Below are 26,858 nucleotides of genomic sequence, written 5' to 3'. Positions count from 1 at the left end.
AGATAGACTACTTAAATCCTTATACTCAAAATGATGCTTTCGATGAATCTAAGAAACTGTACATCTATATACTATTCATTAAGATCTACAAAATTACCAGTAACAAGATAGATAGTCCATTCACATATATTAGTAACGTGATCAGCTATTCTTTCTAAGTATTTACATACAAATAATAGTTGGCTTGCTTGAGTTACTGTCTCATGATGAGAATTCATATATGCTAAAAGCTCAGTAAATACCTTTTTATATACAGCATCCACTTCATCATCCATTTTACAAATTTCATAAGCTTTATCTGAATCTCCTGCTATATATGCATCTATAGAAAGCTTAATCATTTCTTGAACAACTGTTGCTATCTTAGGTATATCTATTAACTTTTTAATATACTTTTCATCTTTAAGTCTTCTTGTTATCTTTGCTATATCAACTGCATGGTCAGCCATTCTTTCAAGATCTGTAACTATCTTTGTAGTTGTAAAGATATTTCTCAAATCTTTTGCTAAAGGCTGCTCCCTTCCAATTAACTTTATACACTTGTCTTCAATTTCTCTTTGAAGATCATCTACTAAATCGTCACCCTTTATTATTCTTTCAGCTAGTTCCACATCCTGATTAACTAAGGATTCAACTGAACCGTGTATTTGTTTTTCTACAATGCTTCCCATTTTTATTAGGTCATCATGTAAAAGCTGTAAACCATAATCGAAAGATGTTCTTGTCATTTATATCACCTCATAAAGTAATTTTAACCGAATCTACCTGTTATATAATCTTCTGTTCTCTTATCTCTTGGCTTATAGAATATGTCATCTGTTTTTCCGTATTCTACTACTTCTCCTGTCAAGAAAAATGCTGTATTATCAGCAATTCTTCCTGCTTGCTGCATATTATGAGTTACAATTATAACAGTGTATGTCTTTTTTAGTGTATCCATTAGTTCTTCTATTTTATTCGTTGAGATAGGATCAAGTGCAGAAGTTGGTTCATCCATTAAAAGGACTTCTGGTTCTACTGCAAGAGTTCTTGCTATACAAAGTCTTTGCTGTTGGCCACCAGAAAGACCTAAAGCGCTTTTCTTTAATCTATCCTTAACTTCATCCCATAAAGCTGCGCCTCTAAGACTTTTCTCGATTATTTCATCTAACTTAGCCTTATTTTTTATCCCATGAATTCTTGGGCCATAGGCTATATTATCATAGATTGACATTGGAAATGGATTTGGTCTTTGGAAAACCATACCTACTCTTTTTCTTAGTTCTATTTCGTCAAAATCATTATAAATATTTCTGCCTTCGAAGAAAACATCACCTTCTATTCTAACAGAATCTATAAGATCATTCATCCTATTTAAAGTTCTCAGGAAAGTTGACTTACCACAACCAGAAGGTCCGATAAGCGCAGTTACTGTATTAGGTTCTATATCAAGGCTTATACCCTTTAGTGCATGATTATTCCCATAATATAAGTTTAAATTATTCGTTGTAATTATTGACATGTTGTATCCTCCTACTTACCACTATAAGACTTATAAAGTGCATTACCTACTAATCTCGAAATTATATTAAATAATAGCACCATTATTATTAAGACTGCTGAAGCACCATTTGCAATAGCTGTTGCATCTGGAACTGTACCTTCTGATTTCAATTTATATATATGAACCGCCAATGTTTCTGCCGGTCTAAATAAATCGTAAGCAGAAATCTTATCAACTGAGCTCATGCCAAAAAGTGAAAATCTATCAAATTTAAACAAAGGCGCGCTCATCCCTGCTGTGTATAAGAAAGCTGCTGCTTCACCGAATATTCTTCCTGCAGATAATATAATACCTGTCAATATCTGAGGCATAGCATAAGGCAACGTAATCTTTCTTATAGTTTGAAATCGTGTTGCGCCAAGCCCAACACTTGCCTCTTTAACCTTTTTTGATGCTTCTCTTATAGCATTTTCACTTACTCTTGTCATGGAAGGAAGATTTAATATACTTACCGATAAAGCACCAGCTAAAACTGAGTATTTCCATCCTGCAAGAGTAACAAATACCAAAAGACCAAAGAGACCGACAACTATAGAAGGAAGTGAAGACATTGTTTCTATACAAAGTCTCAAAAAGTTAACAAATCTTCCCTGTCCTGCATACTCAGAAAGATAAATTCCTGCACCAAGTCCTATAGGAACAGTAATTATAAGAGAGACTATTAACATGTAAAAGGAGTTAAATAACTGTGGTCCTATACCACCACCTGCTACACCACTCTTTGATTGACCGAATAGGAAATTAAAGTTAATCATTCCTACACCTTTGAATAAAATATAACCCAAGAACGCCACTAAAAGCAATACTATTGATGTTGAAATTACATAAAGTACGGTAGTAGCAATCTTATCTGCAGTTTTAGCCTTCATTATGCTTCACCTCTTTTTCCTATACTTCTAACTATAACTATAAATATAAAGGATATTATCAGTAACATAAATGCTAGTGACCATAAAGCATTATTCCACATTGAACCAAAAGCTGTATTTGCCATATCCATTGTAAGAACACTGGTTAGCGTAGTGGTAGATTGAAGAAGGCTTCCTGGAATCTTTACTGTATTTCCTATTACCATTTGAACTGCCAGTGCTTCCCCAAAAGCTCTTGCAAGCCCTAGTACTACGGCTGTAAGTACTCCGCCTTTAGCAGCTGGAACTACTACTTTATAAATAGTTTGCCATCTGGTAGATCCTAAACCGTAAGCTGCTTCTATATAATCATTAGGTATAGTTCTTATTGCATCAGAAGATAAGGATGCAATGGTTGGAAGAATCATAACACTAAGAACTAAGATCCCTGCTAGAAGGCTAGAACCGTCACCACCGAAATAATTTCTAATCAATGGAACGAGCACACTAAGTCCGATCCATCCATATACAACTGAAGGTATACCAACGAAAAGTTCTAAGGCTGGCTGAAGAAATTTTTTACCATACTTTGTAGAAATCATATTCATAAAAATTGCAAGAGATATAGCTATTGGCGTGCTTACTATTACCGCACCAATAGAAACCGCTGTAGAGCCTGCAATAAGAGTCAACGCTCCAAATTGAGGAGAATCTGCATTTGGAGTCCAATTTGTACTAAATAAAAATTTAAATATAGAATACTTATCTTTTGTGAACAAATTCAATCCTCTTGACGCTATAAAAAATATAATGGATAGAGTCAATACCACTATTAAAAGCCCACAAAACACTGCAAAACCTTTGCCAATATATTCAGATTTTAATTTCTGCCAAAAACTTCTTTTTTTCATAACTCTTCCCTCATAATATTTATTGTGATACACCATCTTAAACAGATAAGTGTCTTTCGATATATTTACATACTGAATTACATAAGAAAATCATTAACCTAAACATAGATTTTTTCGAAATTTACCTTTAGGAATATAGAAACACCTTAAGACTGGCATACGCCAGTCTTAAAAGCTATTTGTTTTAATTACTGTACTTTCATGTCTGTTACTGATACAAAACCTAAATCTTCAACAGTCTTTTTATTATCAGCACTCATTATATATTCTATAAATGCTTTTGATAATTCCTTAGCTTCTCCTTTTGTATACATATGTTCCCATGCCCAGAATATATATTTTCCTGTAGTTATATTTTCTTTAGTTGGTTCAACTCCGTCAATTGCTACAGTTTTTAATGATTTTTTTGCTTCTTCATCAAGTAAGTATGATAATGCAACATAACTTATTGAACCTTTTGTACTCTCAAGCGTAGTCTTAACAGAACCATTAGCTTCTTGTACTGTACCAATTTTGTCGCTTTCAAGTTCCTTTTTACCACCTAATACTGTTTTAATGAAAGTTGATCTTGTACCTGAAGAAGCTGGTCTATGAACAACTTTTATTTCTAAATCAGTTTTACCATCTATCTCTTTCCAATTCTTTATATTTCCTGAGAATATCCCAGCAATTTGATCTTTAGTAAGTGAAGTTACTGGAACATCTTTACTTACAGTTATAGCAAATCCTATAGCCGCAACCTTATGATCTACTAATTGTTTTGCTTCCTCAGCTTTTAACTTTTCTTCAGCAGTAACATCTGAGTTACCTATCTCCACAGCACCTTGTAAAACTTGAGTTAACCCAGTTCCACTTCCTCCGCCTTGTACATTTATTACTGCATCTTTATTCTTAGCAGAGAAATTTGCTGCTGCTTTTTCTGCTAAGGGTTGTAAAGCCGTTGACCCTGATAAAGTTATTGATCCAGCCACAGCTGCTTCTTTTCCTGAATCTGTAGTTGTGTTATCACTCTTTGAAGCACATCCTGCGAAAATTCCAGTTGCCATAGTTAATGCTAGTGCGATTACACCGAATTTTAAACTTCTTTTATTCATATTTGATAACCTCCAAATTTTATTTACTAATTTATTATTTATCTACCTTACATAATAAATTATATTATCCTTAAGTTAAGTGAGTATTAGCTGTTTGTTAAGTAATCTTACAACCATGTAAATTTTATTTAACAAAGTGTATATATTTTATGAACTTAAATTAATCAACTTTAAAGCTTGATATGGAGCTCTGAAGCTTAGAAACCGTCTGATTCATAGAGTATTTAACCTCATCCAGCATTGCTGAATCTTCCCATTGCTTATTAACAGAAGCTGAAATTTCTTCAATACTTTTGTTAAATTCCTCAAATGTAGTGTTAACATCTGATAATCTTTTATTCATTTCATTCTTATCATTATTAATTCCAGTTATATTTGTACTGACATCCTGTATATATCCAATAATCTTGTCTGTGCTCTTTATAATTGTATTAAATTTATCTACACTTATATTTAATACATCTACCTGCATATTAAAGAAGCTATTAAGCTCATCCATACTTTCTGACGTCTCGCTTATGTTGCTATTTATTACTTTGATTAAACTATTAATTGATTTCATCTCTCTTTCAATAGACTTTGAGAGCTTTCCTATTTCTTCTGCTACAACAGAAAAACTCTTCCCAAACTCACCTGCTCTTGCAGCCTCTATTGAAGCATTAAGTGATAATATATTTGTCTGAGTTGATATATTAGTTACACCTTGAGCTATTGCATTTATACTATCCAAATTTGTTATGAGTTTTTTTATACTTTGATTTATAGCACTAAAGTTAATACCTGCATTATTACCTATATCTCTTAGTTCATATATAGAATTCATTCCTTCACTGTTCACTGTTCTAATAGAACTTGCATGCTTGTACATTTTTTCTGATTTCATATTAATTTCGTTTAGCTTTTCTTCATATCTTTCAAAACCTTCGATACACCATTTTATCGCATCATCTATATTTCTAGTTTCATCAACCATAACTTTAGATGACGCCTTTATAAAGGTCATACCTTCATGATTATCTTCTTGAACTGCTGAAAAACACTCATTTATATTAAGCAAATCATTTGCTGAACCTTTTATCTCATTTATTAGAACCCTTATGTTTCCGATCATCTGGTCAAAGTTGTTTGATAAATCTCCCAATTCATCTTTACTATTAACACTACTTAAAACAGTAAGATCACCTTCAGATATTTTCCTTGTACTATTAGTCAGATTTTTAAGAGGTTTGAGTACCGAATTTATCATAATAATTATTAATGGAATTAAGATTATTTGCTCAATAATTCCAAGCATTATCAAAACTTTTCCTATGTATGTAGAAGCCTCAAGAATCTCTGCTTTATTTGCAGCAAGTACAACCATCATCTTCAGCTCAGGTATTGTAAGAGTTTCAGCCACCATTGACTTTCCACTATCTTCATATAATTCTATATTGCTATTATCTTTAGTCAAATACTTTGGATTTTTAATTAGGCTTGCAATCTCTTTTATAGATATAGGTTTATTAATCTTGTGCATATCTGGGTGATATACAATTTTATTAGAACTATCTACCATAAAGACAAATCCTGTATTAAGAAATTTAAAAGAATTAAATCTTTCAGAGAAATAACTGCTATCAAGAACTTTTCCTACCGCCCCAACTATGGTTCCATATTGATCTTCTACTGGAACTATGAAGTATACTATAAACTTTCCAGTTATAATTGAACTTTCCACAGATCCAATTGCTTCTTTTCCCGCCTGTGTAGCTTTAAAGCATTCTTTTGATGAAATATCTAAACTCATATATTGGTCATTTGAACTAGCTTTAATTACACCTTTTTTATCAGTTACAAAAATCGCTTCATCATAGCTTGTAGAAACCTTCTTTAATCTCTCATTTAAGTTCATTTGTTTTTCTTCGCTTAGATTACTTCCGTAGTATTCTGTTAAAACATTCTCCTTACCTATACTTTTCAAATTTTCTATTTGATATGCTATGGAGGACTTAAAACTATTTCCTATTTCACTGGTGATAATCTTCATATTGTTATAATTTGAGTTCATTATCTTATTATTTGCTACAGCATAAATAGAATAATTTGTAATGACCGTGAACACTATAAGGAAAAGACTAATTATTGTTACAATTTTTATTGATATCTTCCTTTTTTTCATACAAATAACTCCCCCTCAGGCATTTTTACAATGCGCTATTTTCTCTTATTGTTGAAAATTTCGTTTCTAATGTATAGACATACTACTTCAGTCATTAAACTTAAAACAATGCTTTTGAAGAACCTCTAAGCATTATTTAAAAAAATTTCAATATGAAGTAGTATGTCTATGTATATTTTACATAAAAACTATTAAGCTAAGATTAACCAATATTAAGCCTGCGTGAAGCACTGTTAACTATAGGTAAATTCCTAGGTTTTATTAATACATTATTAAATCTATTTAAATGAATTGTTAAAATAAGAGTTTCCTATAACCATTGAAATATTTAGCTTAATTAAAGCAAAAATTTTACGTTTTCCTATACAGTAAAAAAAGATAAAGGCTAAAGAATTATGATTATCTCAAAATCCTTTAACCTTTATCTTTTTTTGCGTTATTCTTTTGCACCCTTTATCTTTATGATGAATTTAGTACCTACCCCAAGTTGGCTCTCAACATCGATATTTCCATTGAAGGTCTTAACTATATGCTTGACGATAGCAAGTCCTAAGCCCGTTCCACCTTTAGCCCTGGACCTAGCTTTATCAACTCTATAGAATCTTTCAAATACTCTTGCTACATCCTTCTTAGGTATACCAATTCCAGTGTCTTCTACAGTATAAGTTATAATACCTTTTTTATTGCTTGAAGTTATTAAAACCGAATCCCCTTCTTCTGAATACTTCACTGCATTATCAATAAGGTTTATCATCATCTGTTTAAACTTATCTGGATCCCCTACTAATGAAAGTGTATTTTTTAGATCTGCAGACAGCTTTATATTCTTCTTTTCAGCTTCGATTTTCATTAAGGTATAGACATCTTCTATTATTCTATCTCCACTAAAGTTTATTCTTGTACATTCTATATTTTGTTCTATATTAGATAAGGATAATATGTCATTTATAAGTCTTGTCAATCTTTCTGCTTCTTCATTTATAATGTTTAAAAACTTTTGCCTATTTTCTTCATCATCTACATATTTTAAAGTTTCAGCGAACCCTTTTATAGATGTTAGGGGAGTTTTAAGTTCATGAGACACATTAGCAACAAATTGCGACCTCATATTTTCAAGTTTCTTTATATCAGTTATATCCTGAACAACTGCTACAGTACCTATGTGTTCTCCATCATTAATTATCTCTGCAGTTCTTACTCTTAATTCTCTTTCTTGTGGCCAGATTATCTTTATCTCTTTATATGCATTAGACGTCTCAAAAACATTATCTAATTCAAAATCTCTTATATGATCCATAAGAGTTTCTCCGATTATATCTTTGTCTATTCCGAATATTTTTTCAGCATACGGGTTAATCATTATTACCTTATGACTTCTATCAACTGCAATAACCCCACTATCCATACTTTTTAATATGGCTTCAAGTCTATTTTGTTTATCAATTAATTCATCCATAGTAACTTCAAGCTTATCTGCCATTTCGTTAAAAGTCATTCCTAGACTTCCAAGTTCATCAACAGAGCTCACCCTAACTCTACCATCTAATTCTCCTCTTGCTATTCTTGCCGTAATAATCTCTAATTCTTTTACAGGATCAACTATAAATCTAGTTAGCTTTAGAGAAAGAACTACTGATAAAACTAATACGAAAACCAAAGTTATTAGATAGTATTTTATGTTAGTGTCTTGAAATATTTTTACGTTATCTAGCGGTATTGAAGTTCTCACAATACTACCGTCTTGGAGCTTAGTTGCATAGTAAACTAGATTTTTATTTAAGCTTTTACTAAATCTTACACTTGATCCTTCACCACTTTTTATAGCCTGCGCTATCTCCACCCTTGTAATATGGTTATCAAGATCTTCAAGACGCTTATCTGTATCAAATTCTACAATTCCTGACTTGCTTATATACGTAAATCTTATTTCCCTGTCAAGCGCTTTCACTTGATTTAGTTTAGCTATCTTATCAGGGTCATTTGCAAGTATTAAAGTTGAAAGCAAATCATTATAATGCTTTAAATTTGCCTTAGAATTCTCTAAATACTGATAATTAGATATTGCTATAAAAGAAGATGTTACTACAACTAATGAAAATATTATTGTAATGATTACCGAAAACATTATTTTTTTCTTCATAAACTATTCTCCGCTTGAAAATCTATATCCAATTCCTCTTATTGTTTCTATAAATCTAGGATTTTTATCATCATCCTCAATTTTTTTTCTTAAATGTCTTATATGAACATCTACAGTCCTTGTTTCTCCAATATACTCATAACCCCAAATCTTGTCTAAAAGCATATCTCTAGTTAAAACCTTACCTCTATTTTGAACCAAGGTTTCTAAAAGTTCAAATTCCTTTAATGTTAGCTCTACTTTTTCACCATTCCTAAGTACATCATGTTTTAAGAAATCAATTGTAAGATTCCCAATATTTAATGACTTTTCAAAGGATGGAGTACTTACAGTTCTTCTAAGTACAGCCTTTACTCTCGCCACAAGTTCTCTTATGGAGAAAGGCTTTGTTATATAATCATCTGCTCCTAACTCAAGCCCCAATATCTTATCAAGTTCTTCACCTTTTGCTGTAGTCATGATAATCGGGATATTAGCAGTCATAGAATCCTTTCTTATTTCCTTGCAAACATCAAATCCATCTAATCCTGGCAACATAAGATCTAACAACACTAAACGAGGATGCTCCGATTTAGTAAGCTTTATAGCATCAATTCCATTGTAAGCTGTTATTATTTTGAATCCTGCATTTTCTAAATTAAATTTCATAAGTTCAACTATATGTTCTTCATCATCTACTATAAGAATTTTTTCATCAGCCATAATGTTCCTCCGTTATTTAAAATAGATGTAGGTAAACATTCTTCCTGAATGCTCCCCATCTTTTCTGTAAGAATGTAGTTTTGTATTTTTTTCACATAAGGTACAAGAAGTGCTCTTTATTATATTATCTTTATTTATACCTAAATACTTTAGCTGTACCTCAATACATTTTTCAAGACTTAAAAATCGTCCATTATTAATATCTTCCTCTTCATATAAATAGTTTTTCTTAAACTTATCTATAAGTTCTTCACTTACTTCATAACAGCACTGCCTTATATGCGGACCTATAAAAATCTTAATAGAACTGCTTTCACAATTAAAATCTTTAATCATAACTTCTATTGTCTTTTTTACAATACTATCAAAAGTACCCTTCCACCCACTGTGAACTGCTGCAATTACTTTTTTATTACTGTCCCATATTAAAACTGGAACACAATCTGCTGTAAATATACCAATAATAGTATTTACACTAGATGTAATAAGTGAATCCCCTTCAACTTGATCATTTAAAATTTCATCATCATTCACTATAATGATTTTATCACTGTGGATTTGCTTTAAATAACAAATTTTTTTAACTTCCAAAGCATTTTTAAGTTTTGTTAAATTATTTTTTCCTTCTTCAGTATCAAACTTAAAATTTGCATTATTAAAAGCAGTTGTTACCCCCAATTCAACTAGCGAATCTTCATAGGTTAAAATCTGAAAATCATTTAACACTTTCTCTTTCATAAATTAACTTCCTTTACATTTTAGGTAAATTAATAAACTTTTTAACTCTTTACACTTATAATTTTAACATTATCATTACATAAATCAAATAAAAGCAAAGTTATTTTAACTAACTTTAACTAAGATTTAACAAGTAATCTTATTTCCTAGGCAATTTTCTATGTTAAAGTAATATCATATTTAAGATTATTTTTGAAATCAAATGGTTATGCAGTAGATGCTCTATGAGCGAGCTATTAGAATTAAATGATTTTTTTATATGTAATGGCGTTAATAAACTGTACTGTTCGAACGTAGTGAGTTTACAGTTTTAGCCATGGAATATGAAAAAATCATATTAATTCTTTGCGTAAGCTCATTAAAGCATCGGATGAATAACCATTTGATTTCAATATATTGCTTTAATGTACCTTAAAATAAAAGAACTACTTTTTATGTAGTTCTTCTGATAATCCCATCAAATTTTTTATTTCTTCCATAAAAGTATTTATGTCTTTAAATTGCCTATACACTGATGCAAATCTTACGTAAGAAACTTCATCAATATTTTTTAATCTATCCATTACCATCTCGCCTATGTAATCAGTGCTAACCTCTGTAAGCATCTTATTACTTATTGTCTTTTCAATGTCATCAGCAATATCCTCTATTTGCCTTCTAGATACCGGCCTCTTTTGACATGCTTTTATTAATCCATTGATTAATTTTTCTTTATTAAAATTCTCTCTAGTAGAATCTTTCTTTATAACCAAAGTTGGTATGTCTTCAACCTTCTCATAAGTAGTATATCTCTTACCACATTTTAAGCACTCTCTTCTTCGTCTTATGGCTGTATAATCCTCAGTTGATCTGGAATCAACAACCTTACTTTCTTCGTATGAGCAGTATGGACATCTCAAGCTATTCACGCCCTTTCATTAATGCAACTTCCTTGACTTGATTTTATTGAATAAGCTAACCTAACACTAACTTTAAATTCCTTCATTAGCATATAAGTGATTATCTATAATATATTTATTATACACACTTATTACTATTTTTGCTACATATCTGATACAGTTTTTTCCTTACTATTAACCAATATAACATCTACACCAATTTTGACCACATCTTCCCAAGGTATTTCAAGCATGTCCATTTTTCCAAACCAGTTACTTTTCTGGACAGGTATCAATATAGCTACTATTTTACTTTCATCACAATCAATCTTTAAATCTCTAATATAACCAAGTTTTGCTCCTAGATTTATATCAACTACCTCCATGACTCTTAGATTATTTAATGAATGCATATTCAATTCCATCTAACATCCCTCCATATAAAAATATATGATAGAAATTTGTATAAAATGATATCATCCTTCTCCTAAAAATAATTAAATATCAAAATCACATTTTCCTAAAATCTATATAAGTTTTACTTTTTTACTGTATAATCATAAAAAACTTCTATAACCATTGAAATTTATAGGTTTAGCTAACTCAGAACTTTCTTACTTTCCTTTACAGTAAAAAATAGAGCTCAAATGAGCTCTAAACATACTTTCTCATATGCTTTAATGCAGTCTTTTCCAGCCTTGATACCTGAGCTTGTGATATACCAATTTCGTCAGCTACCTCCATCTGGGTTCTTCCATTAAAGAATCTAAGAGTAAGTATAAGTTTTTCTCTATCATTCAATTTTTTCATAGCTTCTTTTATAGAAATGTTTTCGAGCCAATTATCGTCTTGATTTTTGCTATCTGATATTTGATCCATTACATAGATTGCATCTCCCCCATCATGATAGATAGGTTCAAATAACGATACCGGATCTTGTATTGCATCTAATGCAAATACAACTTCTTCTCTAGGTATTTTTAATTCTTTAGCTATTTGTGAAATAGTAGGCTCTTTATTATTATCATTTACTAATTTATCTCGAACAAGCAAAGCTCTATATGCAATATCTCTTAATGATCTGCTTACTCTTATAGCATTGTTATCTCTTAGATAACGTCTTATTTCTCCTATTATCATCGGCACTGCATAAGTAGAAAATTTAACATTTTGAGATAAATCAAAGTTATCTATAGCCTTCATTAAACCTATACAACCTACTTGAAATAGATCATCTACATTCTCGCCTCTATTATTAAATCTTTGAATAACACTTAATACTAATCTTAAATTTCCATTAATAAATATCTCTCTAGCTCCCTGTTTGCCATCCTTCATTTGAAGAAGTAATGACTTCATTTCTTTTTCCCTCAAAACAGGAAGTTTAGAGGTATTGACTCCGCATATTTCTACTTTATTGATTATCATGTGTAATCAACCCCTTATAAGTAATAGATACTACTGCATTAAAAATTATTTCCTATGGGAGCCATTTTTATACGATTTTAAAAATTTATAATTATTTATAAAGCACTTGACAATTTCATTTTTATACTTAAAACCCCTAATAATGTATGAAGATTTTTTAATAAAACTATATATTTAAACCATCTTGTTAATTTCTTTTTTTAGTCTTTTAATTATTTTCTTTTCTAGCCTCGAAATATATGACTGTGATATTCCAAGCATATCAGCTACTTCTTTTTGAGTTTTTTCTCTTGCACCATACAAGCCAAATCTCAATTTTACTATTTCCTTCTCTCTTTCACTTAAATTCTTCATTGCCATGAACAACAGCTGCTTATCTACCTCATCTTCAATTAGATTATAAACTATGTCATTATCAGTCCCTAAAATATCTGACAGCAGAAGTTCATTTCCATCCCAATCAATATTTAAAGGTTCATAGAAGGATATTTCTGCTTTTACTTTACTGTTTCGTCTCAAATACATAAGTATTTCATTTTCAATGCATCTAGATGCATATGTAGCTAGCTTTATCTTTTTTTCTGGATTAAAGGTATTAACAGCCTTAATTAAACCTATTGTCCCCACAGAAATTAAGTCTTCTACACCTACTCCAGTATTCTCAAACTTCCTTGCTATATATACTACCAATCTAAGATTTCTCTCAATGAGTATACTCCTTATTGTATCGTCACCACCAATAAGCTTAAGAACTAGGTTTTCTTCTTCTTCTTTTGTTAAAGGTGGTGGAAGTGCATCATTACCTCCAACGTAATATATATTTTTTGCAAACAACTTCATTTTTGTTAATATCCTGTTGATTAAAACGCTAATACTTATCATGTAAATAACACCCCTCTATAATACTCCTCTAGATAATAGTGCACCATAATCATCATATGGGCTGAACTGATCTTTGCATAAACATATGACTGCATCTTTAGTGGATATTAATTTATCATCTTTATACAATTTTATTTGATTCATTCTAAATCCCTCCAAACTACCTTTACCACCATTTATCACTTTGTATGGCACGATCAAAGACCCTTTACCTTCCCCGCTAAATCCTTCCAAGTAATTTCTGTTTATTAATATCACTGGCAAAGTTGTAGCTGGTTCAGTTAACTCATTTCCTGAATCTAAAAATGCCTTAACTCTGAAGTTCTTAGAATTATCTGAGAATTCAATTTCATAAAAGAAATCTGTTAAAGATTTTCTATCTCTTATAAAAATTATGGTTCTATAAGCAAAAACATAAATAATCATTAATGCTAACAGCATATACTTTAAATAGATATTATTAAGAGTAAATGCCGAAAACAAATCATATGGATTGTTCATCAATGAAAATGCAAAAATAAAACCACAAAGCAAGATGGACCATAACAAAAAGATCCCTGAGCTCTTTAGTAAAACTAAAAAGTTAAACTTACCTAAAGTTATATAAATCATAATTAAAGGAATTATCAGCTTAACTGGAAGAGATACCAATACATTTATACTCGGAAAAAAATATAACAGTGTGTAGAAGGCACCTAAGATACTTCCTAAAGAAGCTCTTACAAATGAAAACTTTATTCTTATAGTTTGTAAAGTTATTGTTATTAGAAAGAGATTGATTATAAAATTTTCTAAAAGAATTACATCTACATATACCTTCATAAACTCACTCCTCAAAAACATTATAAAACTAAGTATTCTAAAATTTTGTCATAATGTAATGACTATCAAACTTTTTTATATGGTTATATTTTACATTTATTTCCATACTTCTTTTAACTTCTACTCTTTATCATAAATTCTTCTAAATATTGATATGCTTATAGATAGAATTTTAGAATATAACTTACTAAAACAAAAAAAATAAGACATGCTTTAACATGTCTTATTTTTAAGTATCGGCATTAATCATTCACATATAATTTAGATACTTACATTATTATCTTTTTGTTCTTCTTAAAAAAGCTGGTATATCCAATTCATCTCCGAAACTTTGAGCGCTTGCAGTAGTAGCTGCAACTTCTTCTTTTGCTACTGTTGGTTCTACTAAAGTCTCTTCCTTCGGAGGCTCTACATCTCTAGATATTTTTTCAAATCCTGTAGCTATTACAGTAATTCTTATTTCATCCTTTAAGTTCTCGTCAATTACAGCTCCAAATATAATATTTGCATCTGGATCTGCCGCTTCTTGAACTATCTCCGCAGCTTCATTTATTTCTAAAAGACCTAAATCCGCTCCGCCTGTTACGTTCAATAACACACCTGTTGCACCTACAATTGATGTTTCTAGTAGTGGTGAAGATATAGCTTGCTTAGCAGCTTCTTGAGCTCTATTGTCTCCACTTCCATTACCAACACCCATATGTGCAAGACCTTTGTCCACCATTACAGCTCTAACGTCTGCAAAGTCAAGATTAACTAGACCTGGAATTGTAATTAAGTCAGATATACCTTGTACACCTTGTCTTAAAACATCATCAGCTAATTTAAAAGAATCTAGCAATGTAGTTTTCTTATCTACCATTGTAAGTAATCTTTCATTAGGAATTGTAACAAGAGTATCAACTCTTTGCTTAAGGTTTTCAATCCCCATTTCAGCATGTTTCATTCTTCTTCTTCCTTCAAATGGAAAAGGCTTAGTTACTACACCAACTGTAAGTATCCCCATTGATTTAGCAATTTCAGCTACTACTGGCGCAGCTCCTGTACCAGTTCCACCACCCATACCTGCAGTGATGAATACCATATCTGCTCCTTTTATAGCTTCTGATATTTCATCTTTGCTTTCTTCAGCAGCTTTTTTACCTATATCAGGATTAGCACCTGCACCTAATCCCTTCGTTAATTTTTCACCAATTTGTATCTTTTGATTAGCATGAGATAACATAAGTGCTTGTTTATCAGTATTTATTGTTATAAACTCAACATTCTTCAAGCCTTCAACAATCATTCTATTAACAGCGTTGCTTCCGCCACCGCCACAACCAACTACCTTTATATTTGCAAATTCCTGCATATCAACATCAAAGTCTAACAAAATAATTCCTCCTTTAGAAAAAATCGTCGATTAATCTTTTAAAATTACGAATAAGTCCACTTTTCTTTTTTTTATTATTAACTTCACTATTATGGTTTATATTACTTCCATTGTCATATGAATCTTCATAGATTAATTTTAACCTATCATAGGCATCTTTAACAATACCAATTGAATTAATTATACAAGAATTTTGTAATTCAAGTTGATTTTTTGTCACAATAATTGCTTTTTTACGCATTTTATCTTCAAAAAAGTATTTTACATCTTGAAACATAGCTAAGCCATTTCCAAAAATGTATATATTACTAATTTCGTTCGAATACCCTGATTCCTTTATATCTTTTTGAATTAATGTAACAATTTCTTCAATTCTAGATTCAACAACATCTTTAAACAACTTTATATCAATTTCTAAGGACTCAGCTTTAAGTGTACCAATGCTATGTTCTCTATATAAAGTTTTATAATTTTCACTATAATTCTGCTTCACTTGTTCAGCCTGCTCTTCTGGTATCTCTAAGCAGATAGAAATATCTTTTGTGATAGTTTGTCCACCAACTGGCAAACTAGATAAATACTCTAATTCATTATTTTTATATAATGCAATTTCTATTATCTCTGCACCAGCATCGACTATGAGAACATTTTCTTTAACTGTTCTTTCATTTAAAATTATTTTTCTTAATTCTAAGTTATTAATATATATGCCTTCAATATTTATACCTGATAGTCTTAATGCATTTTTATAACTATTCATTAGCTCTCTCTTTCCAACTATAACTGAACAGTTAGCTTGGAGCTTTGAGGCTTTCATAGCTAAAGGATCTTGTACCATAATACTATCATCTATACAAAAGGATTCTGTAAACGCATCAATTATAACTTCATCGGATGCAAGTTCTATGTTTTCAGCATCTGAAATTGCTTCTTTAATCTCTGAAGGAGTAATCAAATTTAGGCTAGTGCTTAAAGCTACCCCTTTAGTTTTTACAAGCCTAATATCGGAGGAGCTTATTCCTATAAATGCCGAAGCAAAATTAATATTTGACTGCTTCTTTATTTCATCAACGCATTGTTTCAGACTTACGGTTAAATCATCTAGATCTATAATTTTACCTTTTGATAATCCTTTTGATGGAGTATAAACACTACATATAACTTCAAAATCATTTTCACTGACTTTAGCGACGCTTGCACTTATATTATCATTACCAATATCAATACCTACGATTGTCTTTTGCATTTATCTTCCGTCTTCCCTCCTTAGTATAGGTTATATTTATTTATTCAACACAAATATATATTTTCCTTTTTATCTCACAAAAAAAATAATAGTAATTTATACCAAAGTTAAATAATTAGCTAATATAGTAAAAAAACCCTGCTTTCGCAGAGTTTAATTAGCTTTTTCTAAATCAGTTATATTTATACTTCTTGTATGAACTGTATGTGACCACTCTTTGTTGTTTTTATTAAGTATTCCTTGGATGCAAATAGGAAGCCAAGTTATACTAAATATAGGATAAATGAAATAGTATAAGAATATTTTTGGAGAGAGCTTTCCATCAAGTATTAATAAGAATGGTGTATATATAAACTGAATTAAAATAATTAGCAATGCACCTACTGTTATCAAAACAGATTGCAAGCTTGTATTTACAGAGTTAAAATCGTTAAATAATTGTATAGCTTTACCAGAAAAATTTAATACATTTGGCACTATATTCATTATAGTTGCAACTGCTAATAATATAATTACAATAGGCTGTATGCTATATAATGCACAATCAAAAGCTACAAAGCTACGTTCCTTTATTGCTCTTTTCATTAACTTCCAAAAGTATCTAGAAGAAACATCTGCAAACCCCTGCATCCATCTCTTTCTCTGCGCCCATGATTGAGCTAAAGTTAAAGGTTTCTCATCATAAACTACAGCTTCATGTGCCCAACCAACCTTGTGCCCATTTAGAACTAGTTTACAAGTAAATTCTAAGTCTTCAGTTAAACAAGTGGCTCCCCAGCCTAAAGTTTTTAAAGTATCTGTCTCTATACAAAAACCAGTTCCACCCAATTGATTAGAAAGACCTAAGTTGCTTCTTGAAAGCTGAAACATTCTATTTGAAGTCCAAAAGGATATAGAATAACATCCTGTTATCCAAGTATCTTTAGGGTTTTTACTATCTAAAAAACCCTGAACAACTTTAAATCCCTTTAATAACATCTTATTCATCTCAGTTAAGAAATTTTTAGATATTAGGTTATCTGCATCAAATACCGCTACTGCATCATATCTTTTATTCATTTTGAATATATGATCAAACATCCATTCAAGTGCGTAACCTTTTCCTCTTTTTTCTTTATCAAATCTTTCGTAGACCTTTGCCCCAAGTTTCTTTGCTTTTTCAGCAGTCTTATCAGTGCAGTTATCCGCTATTACAAAAACATCATACATTTCTCTAGGATAATTAATTCCATTAAGACTTTGTATTATATCTCCGATTACAGTTTCTTCGTTATGTGCTGCAACAATTAATGCAAAAGTTTTTTGGGGTTTTATATTATCTTTCTTTTTAAATTTTATTATACCAAATAAAGATAGCACCATATAATACATTGTTAATATAAATACTACATTTGAAAAAATTCCTAAAAATACCTCAAACGAACTTTTTATTACATTCATTAATATTCCCCCCTAGTTCATAGTTATTTTAGCATAAAATAACTTTAAATACTATATGAACTTTTCAAATTTATTTCTTTTTAAGATTAACATAAGCTTTACCAGATTTTTTAGTGAACCTTCCAAATTATCTACTTTGAGACTAATGGCTTATATTAAGCTTTTTACATATTTAGTTATCAAAACATTTAAACTATAAATGTATTTTAAATTTGTATTTTTTCAAACTCTTAATTAGAATAACTTGATGACATTATAAATAAACTTCATTAATATTAAGCACAATGAAGCAACTATCATTATATTGAATATTAATCTATGAATTTATACGTTATTTACTATATATTGGGATTAATTGCTTATAAATCTACTTTATCAGCGTTCACACGATTTTATATTTATACAATTTTATGATATAATATTATTAGAAAATTAAGCAAGGAGGTTTTAATATGTTATGAGCTTGTGAAAAGGGATTTAAAAACTCTCTATTTCACAGATATGATGAATCCTTTGGCTAAGTTGTATTAGTAAAAATTTAATACAATTTTAAAGGAGGAATCACCATGAAAAGAGATTTAATTATCAAGCTTATAAAGTCCGTATCGCATAATTATGCAACAAACACGGATAATTATTGCATAAAATTTCTTGACTATATGTCTTACTAGTCATCAACATATATAACGCCCTAAATCTATCATTTCCGAAAAAACTTTTTTTATTTTCTTTTAATGTAATCTGTAGATAAATTTACAAAAAACTTAAGGCAACTCCAAGGAGTTGCCTTTATTACATCATCATTAATCTGCTTATCATCTCTCTATCAACAGAAAAACTTAATGCTGTCTCTTCAGTGATAACGCCTTTTCTATACAACTCAGCAAGATTCATATCCATTGTTTTCATTCCATACTTGCCGCCAGTTTGCACAGAAGACTCAATTTGATGAGTTTTTCCTTCTCTTATAAGGTTTTGTATTGCCGGAGTAGTAACCATTGTCTCTAAAGCTGAGGTTCTTCCACCTTGATTAGTAGGAACAAGCTGTTGAGAAACGATTCCTTGTAGTACGGCAGATAGCTGTATTCTTATTTGCTGCTGTTGATGAGGCGGAAAAACATCCACTATTCTATCAATTGTTTTAGCAGCACCTATTGTATGTAATGTTGAAAGAACTAGATGTCCTGTTTCAGCTGCAGTAATAGCAATTGCAATTGTCTCAAGGTCTCTCATTTCACCTACTAGTATAACATCTGGATCTTCTCTAAGTATTGCTCTTAAAGCATTGTCATAGGATTTGCTATCTTTACCTATTTCTCTTTGATTTATTATACATTTATTGTGCTTATGTAAGAACTCAATTGGATCTTCCAAAGTTATCACATGTGCTTCTCTAGTTTGATTTATCTCATTTATCATAGCTGCTAGTGTTGTACTTTTACCACTACCAGTTGGCCCTGTAACTAAAACCAAGCCTCTTTTTCTTTGACACAATTCTTTAAGTATAGCCGGATGGCCTAATTCATTCAAAGTTGGAATCTTTAATGCTATAACTCTTATCGCAAGAGCATCACTATTTCTTTGTTTAAATACATTTACTCTAAAACGACCAAGTCCTGCTATTGAATATGAAGTATCAAACTCTCCTGCCTCATTATATTTTTGGAAGCTATCTTCTAGTATTTCCTTTGCAAAAGCTTCTGTATCCGATGGCATTAGTTTATTTTGTCCTATCTTTACTAAGTTACCATTAACTCTTATAGTCGGTGGAATTCCTACTGTAAGATGAAGATCAGAGGCGCCTTCCTCGATTGTTCTTGAAAGTAATTCCTTTAATGTTATCACTGGTTACCCTCCTCATGTCATTTCAAAGTATATCTATCTACAATTATACAAATTTAATTAAAATAAAGCAAAATATATAAACAAAAAACTTCAAATTATTTTAATTTTACTTCTATTAATGAAAAGTAGTAAATTTAGTTTGTTATTCATTTCATTCTTAAACTTATAATTTTAACAGATAAAATTGGCTAAACCCCTCCACTTTAAGAAGAATTTAGCCAAATACTTACCTTTTACTATTAAGTTCTTTAAATAGTTTTTTAAGAGCTTTCTTTTCAATTCTTGAAACATAAGACCTCGATATTCCTAACAATGCTGCAATTTCTCTTTGTGTTTTTGAATGCCCATCAATGAGACCATACCTCATCTCGATTATTTCCTTTTCTCTTATTGAAAGAATAGAATTCATCTTATTATAAAGTGATCTAATTTGCAAATTGCTTTCTACAGTTTCTAAAACTGAATCATTTTCACTACTTAAGACATCTATTAGGCATATCTCATTACCTTCCTTGTCAACTCCAATTGGGTCTTGCAGGAATACTTCTCCTTTTACTTTTTTATTATTCCTAAAAAGCATTAAGATCTCATTTTCAATACATCTCGCTGCATAGGTAGCAAGTCTAGTTCCCTTAGAAGAATCGTAAGAATCAATTGCCTTTATGAGTCCTACTGTTCCAATAGAAATTAGATCATCTAAATCTTTATTTTGAAAAGAATATTTTTTTACAATGTGTGCAACAAGTCTTAAATTTCTTTCGACTAATATGTTTTTTGCATTAGAATCTCCGCTCTTTAGCTTCGCGATATACATTTCCTCTTCTTTTTCATCTAGTGGTTGTGGAAATGTACTATTACCGGTAATATAACCAGACAATAGAACTATGTTGCCAATCACATCAATGAAATAACTAAAAATAAACACAGATGCTCCTCCTACTAGTGCTTATTAATATAGTATGAAGGAAGTATGTACTTGTTTCCTGTTAGAGATAATATTTTGTTTTATGAATAATTTATTAATTAGTTCTAAATAAAAAAAAGAAACAAGCTTCAAAATCAACTTGTTTCTTTATAATTTTTATATAATTCTTAATCTTACTTTTTTAAATTTATGATAACGTTATTAGGCACAAATAGATGCTTATCACTTTCTTCTGTTGCTTGCTTAATAAAATGTATAGATGTAATGGCAGAAATAATATCAGATACAGGATATGCAATCCATGCTCCTACTATTCCAAACAATTGAACAAATATTATTGATACAGGTATAAAAATAACTAGTTGTCTATAAATTGAAAGTAAAAATGATGTTTTTGCTTCATCTATAGCTTGATAATAATATATACATATATAATAAATACCTATTACAGGAATTATTGATATACATATCCTAAAAGCTAGCACTGCATCTTTTAATATTTCAGAATCCTTTAAGAAGAAACCAATAATTGAGCTCGAGAAAGTCATTAATATAATCCAAAAAGTCGTTGAAGCTACTGACACTGCTATTATAGCTGTCTTTAAAGCTTCCTTCATCTTTGTATAGTTTCCGCGACCATAGTTATAAGCTACTATCGGTTGCATCGATGAACTTATCCCTATTATAGTTATAAACATAAACATTGAAACTTTAGTTATTACTCCAACGATTATAATCGCACTATCTCCACCGTGCGACACTAGAAGATTGTTAAGGATAACTGAAACAACTGCATCAGATATCTCGATTATAAAAGTAGAAAATCCTATTGTAATTATATTAACTATAAATTCTTTTTCTACTACTGTTCTAATATATTTAAACGAAAAACTTATATCAAAATTCTTTTTTATATCTTTAAATCTACTTATTGCAAAAATAAAAGCAAGTATTTGCGAAACAACTGTTGCAATAGCTGCACCTCTTACTCCGTAATTCATTAATACTACTAAAATATAGTTTATTGCAATATTGAATATAGATCCTATAATATTGGAGTATAGATTTACTCTTGTGTTTCCAAGAGCATTCATAATGTAGCAAATTACAATTGAAAGACACTGAAAAATTCCACCAATTAATATTATTGTTATATATTGATCTGCAAAGCTAAAGGTATTTGCGCTAGCTCCTAGTGCTGTTATTATGCTTTTCTTAAATAAACATATTATAAGAATTACTACTGTAAGTGATACAATCGTTAACATAATAGCATTAACAATAGTTCGCTTTAAATGCTCTATATTTCTCTCACCAATATATCTTGATACAGAAGTTGAAGCACCAATAGATATTAACATACCTATAGCTATCATAAGCCTTTGTATTGGAAAAGCTATTGTAAGCCCTCCTATTGCGTCAGCACCTACGTATCTACCTACAAAAACAGTATCGACCATATTATATAATTCTAATACTAAAAGTGATATAATTGCTGGTACCGCAAATTTCAAAAGTACCTTGCTTACTTTCCCATCATTATAGATTTTATCATTTATCCCAATGGATTCACCTCTTTTTCTCTATATTAGAATTATAATCTAATTAAAGAAAATCTTTAACTCACTTAACTGCTTACTAAAAGGTACTTTTATGGTTTTATAAAAAAATCCTATATTTCTATAAAAAGCAGAAAAACACCTTACTTAAGGTGTTTTTGTACTTCTTTTATTATAATTAACACTGCCCCATAACCTTCTAACTTAGCTTGTAGGTTTAAAACTGCGCTCTTTTTAGCAAATTTAAACTCCACTTTCGGAAAAGCCGCCTTTAAAAGTATTTCTTTTTCCTCTTTATTTAATCGCACAGGCTTCCCCATATCAAGCCAATAATTATATGAAGACCCTACTTCTTCGTCTATAAGATAAGATGTAACTCTTGCGGAAGTTGGTATCTTCACAATATTTAATGAAAATTTCTTTTCAGTAGAATTCTTTAACCCTCTAAGCTTTGAATATCTCTTCAATTGAATAAGATTTATGATTTCTTCGTTATAACTATATAGAAGTATTTGATATTCGCCTTCCTTTTTAGTTACTATATATCCGTTATCTTTTGCTACTACAGTATCACCCAGCTTGTTCAAAAGATAGTAAGCATAAAAAGATGCTTTTCTTATTCCCTTATCATTTACCATACCAGGATACCCAAAGAAAACTTCATTTGTTAGATATGGTTGATTATCTAAGACATCAAAAGCTCTTAGAGCATTTTGCTTGCTTTCCTTGTTTAATTGATTTTGAATTATAAAAGGGAGCATATATGAAGTATCATATATTGGATCTACGCTTAACTCATCATTGAATCTATCTTCAATTATTTGAAGTTCAAATTCTTCTATGATTATTCTAACCAGCTTAATATTATCTTCCAATGTGTTTTGAGTGAATTGAAAAACAATATCATTAACATTAATTCCTTCAAGCTTTGAAAAGAAATCTAGAAACGATTTTAATACATCTGAGAATTCTTCCTGAGTTACATCCTTATCATCCAAAACTACTAAAGGTTTAACACCTATTGTATCTAGATATTCTAGTACAGTTTCTGTTCTGCTCCAGTTATAAAACTTAACCTTTGGAAATATTCCCATATCTGAAGAAAAAACATTTAATAATCTTGCATATTCAAATCCAATTTCATATTGAATTTCTTCCAAAATATCTTTATTATCTTCTAACAATAATTCAAAGGCATTTCCTACATTTATTATATTTTTGAAGTTTTTCTCGAAAGGACCAATTTCCTCGCTAACATCTATATTAATCTTATTTATCTTATCTTCAAAATTAAATCTATCATAATCTTCAAGGTAATACATAACAAAGTCTATAGCATCTTTCAAATCATAATATTTTATCTTTTTACTTTTTTCTAAGGTTGCTTCATCCACCTTATATTTCTTTCTATAATTTAAAGGTGTTGTTTTATAATAAAACTTAAAGTTTTTATTATAATATCTCGTATGTGAAAATCCCACTTCTTCAGATATCTCAGAGATAGGCTTGTCAGTATCCAGCAAAAGTTTAACAGACTCCTCTACTCTTGTGAGATTAATGAGTTCGGTAAAACTATATCCAGTTGAATATTTTATCTCATGAGAAAGATAATGAGTACTTAAAAACTCTTTATCTGCAATATCCTGTAAGGTTATATTGTTATTATAATTATTGTATATATATTTAGATATTCTATGATATCTATCTAACTGTTCATCATTTTCTCTAAGCTCTTCCTGTTCATGCATAAGATAATGAAAGTTATTTATAAGGTGATATAATAGATCCACCAAAGTGTTTTCTATTTCTTCATCATAGTTGTCACTTTTTTGAACCAACTCACAAAGTACAATACTTAAGAAAGTTCTAAGTTCATCGTAATCTTCATTTTCCTGCGCACCTTCTTCACTAGAATTCGTGTAGAAGAACATATTTTTTATGTCATTATAGTATTTCTCAAAAAAATATGGATCTATGTGAAATATAAGTACTTTATTATCTTTATCCTTTGAAAAAATACGGTGTGCTTCATCCACATTAATTATTTCTATTTCATTTTCTATAAGCTCATAAGTTCCTGCATTTATGTTTACAAATACACTTCCCTTAACTACATATAATATTTCGATATAATTATGCCAATGAAGCGGATATTCCTCTACGGTTACAAAATCTACACTAACAGGTATTCCTGTAGAGAAATCAATATACTCTTTTCTCATAAAAATCTACTCCTTAAAAATCTAACTCTAAATATCAAACTATGGAACACTTTACTTAACTTTGGAATACTGAAAGTTTAATAAGTAATCCATTCACTTAAATTTTACACCGTAATCGCTTGAGTCATCAATGTATAAAATTGTAAATAAACAACTAATTTAAGGAACTCTTTTCAGCCAAATCTTTTACCTATATACTATTAGGATGTTCCTTAGAAATATTCAAAAAACAAATAAATCTTACTTTTATTATATCCTAACTGTTAATAAATCAGTTAGCATTGAATTCTTAGCTAGGTTGAAACTCTTATAATTTAAATAAAAAAATCATACGTTGTGAATCAGGTTATGCTTCACAGCGTATGATTTTATATCTTAAACTTTTATAACTTTTTAAAATTAAAAATGACTTTTTTACCTCTTAGTTACTCTTCTGTTTATCTTTTTGAGCTATACTCAAAACTATATCCTTAAATACTGGAGCGGCAGTCGCATTACCATTTTTTCCTATACTACTATTTTGATTGATATATGGAACCATAACCACTAATGAATAGTATTCTCCATTTAGCTTAAAATAACCTGCAAACCATCCATGATTTTTAGCATTTTCACCTTCAGCAGTACCGGTTTTACCACCAGTTTCAATGCCATCTATTCTTGCATTATATCCAGTACCTTTGCTTTCAGTTACTACTCCTCTCATATCATCTAAAACAGTTTTGGCTACCTCAGGCTTAATTACTTTCTGGCTATCTGCTGTAAATTTCTTCACAACTGTTCCATCATTTTGAACAAATTTGTCTATGATATAAGGTTTATTATAAACTCCATTATTTGCTGCAGTAGCAACAACAGCAGCCATTTGAAGTGGGGTTACATTGAATGTTTGCCCCATTGAAACATTACCTATACCATTTTCTTCTTTTGGTTCAACGCCTTTTCCTTCGTATTGAAGATTAAGAACCTTAGAAAATAATCCTTGCTTTTTAGCCATATCTACTAAAGGTATGAACCCTACTTTAAATCCAATTTTTCTAAAAACAGTATTGCAGGATTCTAGAAAAGCATCATGTGCGCTAAGGGTTCCGTGTGCATAATTCTTCCCTTCCTTAAAACAATACCTTCCATCACATAAAAATGTATTGTCTTTGCTTAAATCTCCATAATTATAAGCTGCTTCCTCAGTTATAATCTTAAAGGTTGATCCCGGCTCAAAGCTTTGGTTTTGTATTCCAATTGTTATGTTGGGTTGTGACTCATCCTTTTGAGCTAAAGCCTTTACTTTACCAGTTTTAGCTTCTATAAGAGCAATACCGATATTAGGAACATCCTTGTACTTATCATTATTCAAAACAGTTCTTATACTGTCTTGCCATTCTTTATCTAATGTAAGCATCACATTTACATTGGATGTAGGTGCAGAATAATCCTTTATTGAATAAGTTCCATCACTATTTAATTGATTATATACCGATGGAGTCTTGTTATTTTTTGTATAATCATATATTAAATGTTCTAGTGTCCCATCGTCTTTTAGTTTTTTACCATCAGTTTTGTTGACATCTGAAAGTATATTCTCAATCTTCCAGGCTTCAGTTCTATTCACATTTGATGTTACATAAAAGTAAAGGCCCTTCATGGTTTTAATCCCTTTTATCTTGTTATAACTATCTTCACTTACAGTATAGTATATCTTTCCAGTAGTCTTTAAAATCTCTTTATATGAAAAATCTTTCACTTCATTTTTCATTATATAACTTAACGCCAGTAGGTTTCTGAGATTATTTTCAGTACTATTTAATTTAAAAACCATGGCGTCTATAACTACAACATACTTTTTGTTATACGAAAGCAAATCTTTATTGTTATCGTCAATCAAGGCATATTTGTTATCAGCTGTAGTATCTACTTGTACATTATGACTATATTCTTTTTCTATGGCACTAGGATTATATTCATTCCCTACATAAAACAATCTAAATATCAATACAATAAATGAAGCTATTACAAAATCCGCTATAATAATAAATCTTTTCTTAGTTAACATAAAAACACCCCTCTTGCTGAATTCTAGCCGTTAGAGGAGTGTTTTATTC

22 protein-coding genes are annotated in these 26,858 nt (G+C 30.2%); all 22 read right to left on the bottom strand.

Annotated elements, in window-relative coordinates:
* Positions 1–71: 71 nt before the first annotated feature.
* A complete protein-coding gene (phoU, locus tag JHL18_RS24700; RefSeq protein ID WP_200274277.1) occupies positions 72–728 on the bottom strand; it encodes a phosphate signaling complex protein PhoU in 657 nt (218 codons plus the stop codon).
* A gap of 23 nt (positions 729–751) precedes the next feature.
* Complete coding sequence (gene pstB / locus JHL18_RS24695; protein WP_200274275.1) at positions 752–1,501, bottom strand: phosphate ABC transporter ATP-binding protein PstB; 750 nt, start codon at positions 1,499–1,501, stop codon at positions 752–754.
* 11 nt (positions 1,502–1,512) lie between these two features.
* Positions 1,513–2,412 carry a phosphate ABC transporter permease PstA gene (gene pstA, locus JHL18_RS24690; protein WP_200274273.1) on the bottom strand — a complete coding sequence of 300 codons (900 nt, stop codon included), beginning with the start codon at positions 2,410–2,412 and terminating at the stop codon, positions 1,513–1,515.
* Positions 2,412–3,302 carry a phosphate ABC transporter permease subunit PstC gene (gene pstC, locus JHL18_RS24685; RefSeq protein ID WP_200274271.1) on the bottom strand — a complete coding sequence of 297 codons (891 nt, stop codon included), beginning with the start codon at positions 3,300–3,302 and terminating at the stop codon, positions 2,412–2,414. The genes pstA and pstC overlap by 1 nt, the downstream gene beginning before the upstream one ends.
* Positions 3,303–3,490: 188 nt before the next feature.
* Complete coding sequence (locus tag JHL18_RS24680; RefSeq protein ID WP_200274269.1) at positions 3,491–4,396, bottom strand: PstS family phosphate ABC transporter substrate-binding protein; 906 nt, start codon at positions 4,394–4,396, stop codon at positions 3,491–3,493.
* 160 nt (positions 4,397–4,556) lie between these two features.
* Positions 4,557–6,557, bottom strand: coding sequence for a methyl-accepting chemotaxis protein (locus JHL18_RS24675; protein ID WP_200274267.1), 2,001 nt, complete (start codon positions 6,555–6,557; stop codon positions 4,557–4,559).
* Positions 6,558–6,993: 436 nt separating this feature from the next.
* Positions 6,994–8,697: a two-component system histidine kinase PnpS gene (gene pnpS / locus JHL18_RS24670; protein WP_200274265.1), complete on the bottom strand. Its 1,704-nt coding sequence runs from the start codon at positions 8,695–8,697 to the stop codon at positions 6,994–6,996.
* Between the two features lie 3 nt (positions 8,698–8,700).
* The gene (locus JHL18_RS24665; protein ID WP_200274263.1) at positions 8,701–9,399 is read right to left on the bottom strand and encodes a response regulator transcription factor; all 699 of its coding nucleotides are present in this window, start codon (positions 9,397–9,399) and stop codon (positions 8,701–8,703) included.
* A gap of 12 nt (positions 9,400–9,411) precedes the next feature.
* Complete coding sequence (pgeF, locus tag JHL18_RS24660) at positions 9,412–10,137, bottom strand: peptidoglycan editing factor PgeF (RefSeq protein ID WP_200274261.1); 726 nt, start codon at positions 10,135–10,137, stop codon at positions 9,412–9,414.
* Positions 10,138–10,562: 425 nt separating this feature from the next.
* Positions 10,563–11,036, bottom strand: a complete 474-nt coding sequence (gene nrdR, locus JHL18_RS24655; protein WP_128216053.1) for a transcriptional regulator NrdR — start codon at positions 11,034–11,036, stop codon at positions 10,563–10,565.
* Between the two features lie 143 nt (positions 11,037–11,179).
* Positions 11,180–11,440, bottom strand: a complete 261-nt coding sequence (locus JHL18_RS24650; protein ID WP_200274259.1) for a YlmC/YmxH family sporulation protein — start codon at positions 11,438–11,440, stop codon at positions 11,180–11,182.
* A gap of 229 nt (positions 11,441–11,669) precedes the next feature.
* Positions 11,670–12,443 (bottom strand): RNA polymerase sporulation sigma factor SigG, encoded by a 774-nt coding sequence (sigG, locus tag JHL18_RS24645; protein ID WP_200274257.1) that lies wholly within the window; start codon positions 12,441–12,443, stop codon positions 11,670–11,672.
* 174 nt (positions 12,444–12,617) lie between these two features.
* Positions 12,618–13,325, bottom strand: a complete 708-nt coding sequence (gene sigE, locus JHL18_RS24640; protein ID WP_200274255.1) for an RNA polymerase sporulation sigma factor SigE — start codon at positions 13,323–13,325, stop codon at positions 12,618–12,620.
* Between the two features lie 15 nt (positions 13,326–13,340).
* Positions 13,341–14,147, bottom strand: a complete 807-nt coding sequence (locus JHL18_RS24635) for a sigma-E processing peptidase SpoIIGA (protein WP_200274253.1) — start codon at positions 14,145–14,147, stop codon at positions 13,341–13,343.
* A gap of 277 nt (positions 14,148–14,424) precedes the next feature.
* Positions 14,425–15,522 (bottom strand): cell division protein FtsZ, encoded by a 1,098-nt coding sequence (ftsZ, locus tag JHL18_RS24630; protein WP_200274251.1) that lies wholly within the window; start codon positions 15,520–15,522, stop codon positions 14,425–14,427.
* 13 nt (positions 15,523–15,535) lie between these two features.
* The gene (gene ftsA, locus JHL18_RS24625; protein WP_200274249.1) at positions 15,536–16,768 is read right to left on the bottom strand and encodes a cell division protein FtsA; all 1,233 of its coding nucleotides are present in this window, start codon (positions 16,766–16,768) and stop codon (positions 15,536–15,538) included.
* Positions 16,769–16,921: 153 nt separating this feature from the next.
* Positions 16,922–18,208, bottom strand: a complete 1,287-nt coding sequence (locus JHL18_RS24620; RefSeq protein WP_200274247.1) for a glycosyltransferase family 2 protein — start codon at positions 18,206–18,208, stop codon at positions 16,922–16,924.
* Positions 18,209–19,000: 792 nt separating this feature from the next.
* Positions 19,001–20,053, bottom strand: a complete 1,053-nt coding sequence (locus tag JHL18_RS24615; protein ID WP_338025506.1) for a type IV pilus twitching motility protein PilT — start codon at positions 20,051–20,053, stop codon at positions 19,001–19,003.
* Positions 20,054–20,279: 226 nt separating this feature from the next.
* Positions 20,280–20,978 carry an RNA polymerase sporulation sigma factor SigK gene (gene sigK, locus JHL18_RS24610; RefSeq protein ID WP_183276809.1) on the bottom strand — a complete coding sequence of 233 codons (699 nt, stop codon included), beginning with the start codon at positions 20,976–20,978 and terminating at the stop codon, positions 20,280–20,282.
* 173 nt (positions 20,979–21,151) lie between these two features.
* On the bottom strand, positions 21,152–22,492 hold the full coding sequence (locus JHL18_RS24605; protein ID WP_207753108.1) for an MATE family efflux transporter: 1,341 nt from the start codon (positions 22,490–22,492) through the stop codon (positions 21,152–21,154).
* A 188-nt stretch (positions 22,493–22,680) separates the two neighbouring features.
* Positions 22,681–24,759 (bottom strand): helix-turn-helix domain-containing protein, encoded by a 2,079-nt coding sequence (locus JHL18_RS24600; RefSeq protein ID WP_200274245.1) that lies wholly within the window; start codon positions 24,757–24,759, stop codon positions 22,681–22,683.
* 421 nt (positions 24,760–25,180) lie between these two features.
* The gene (locus JHL18_RS24595; protein WP_200274243.1) at positions 25,181–26,809 is read right to left on the bottom strand and encodes a penicillin-binding transpeptidase domain-containing protein; all 1,629 of its coding nucleotides are present in this window, start codon (positions 26,807–26,809) and stop codon (positions 25,181–25,183) included.
* Positions 26,810–26,858: the final 49 nt, after the last annotated feature.

Origin of the sequence: Clostridium yunnanense (assembly GCF_016595795.1) — a bacterium.
GTDB lineage: Bacteria > Bacillota > Clostridia > Clostridiales > Clostridiaceae > Clostridium_AR > Clostridium_AR yunnanense.
This window is presented reverse-complemented; position numbering and strand designations above follow the sequence as displayed.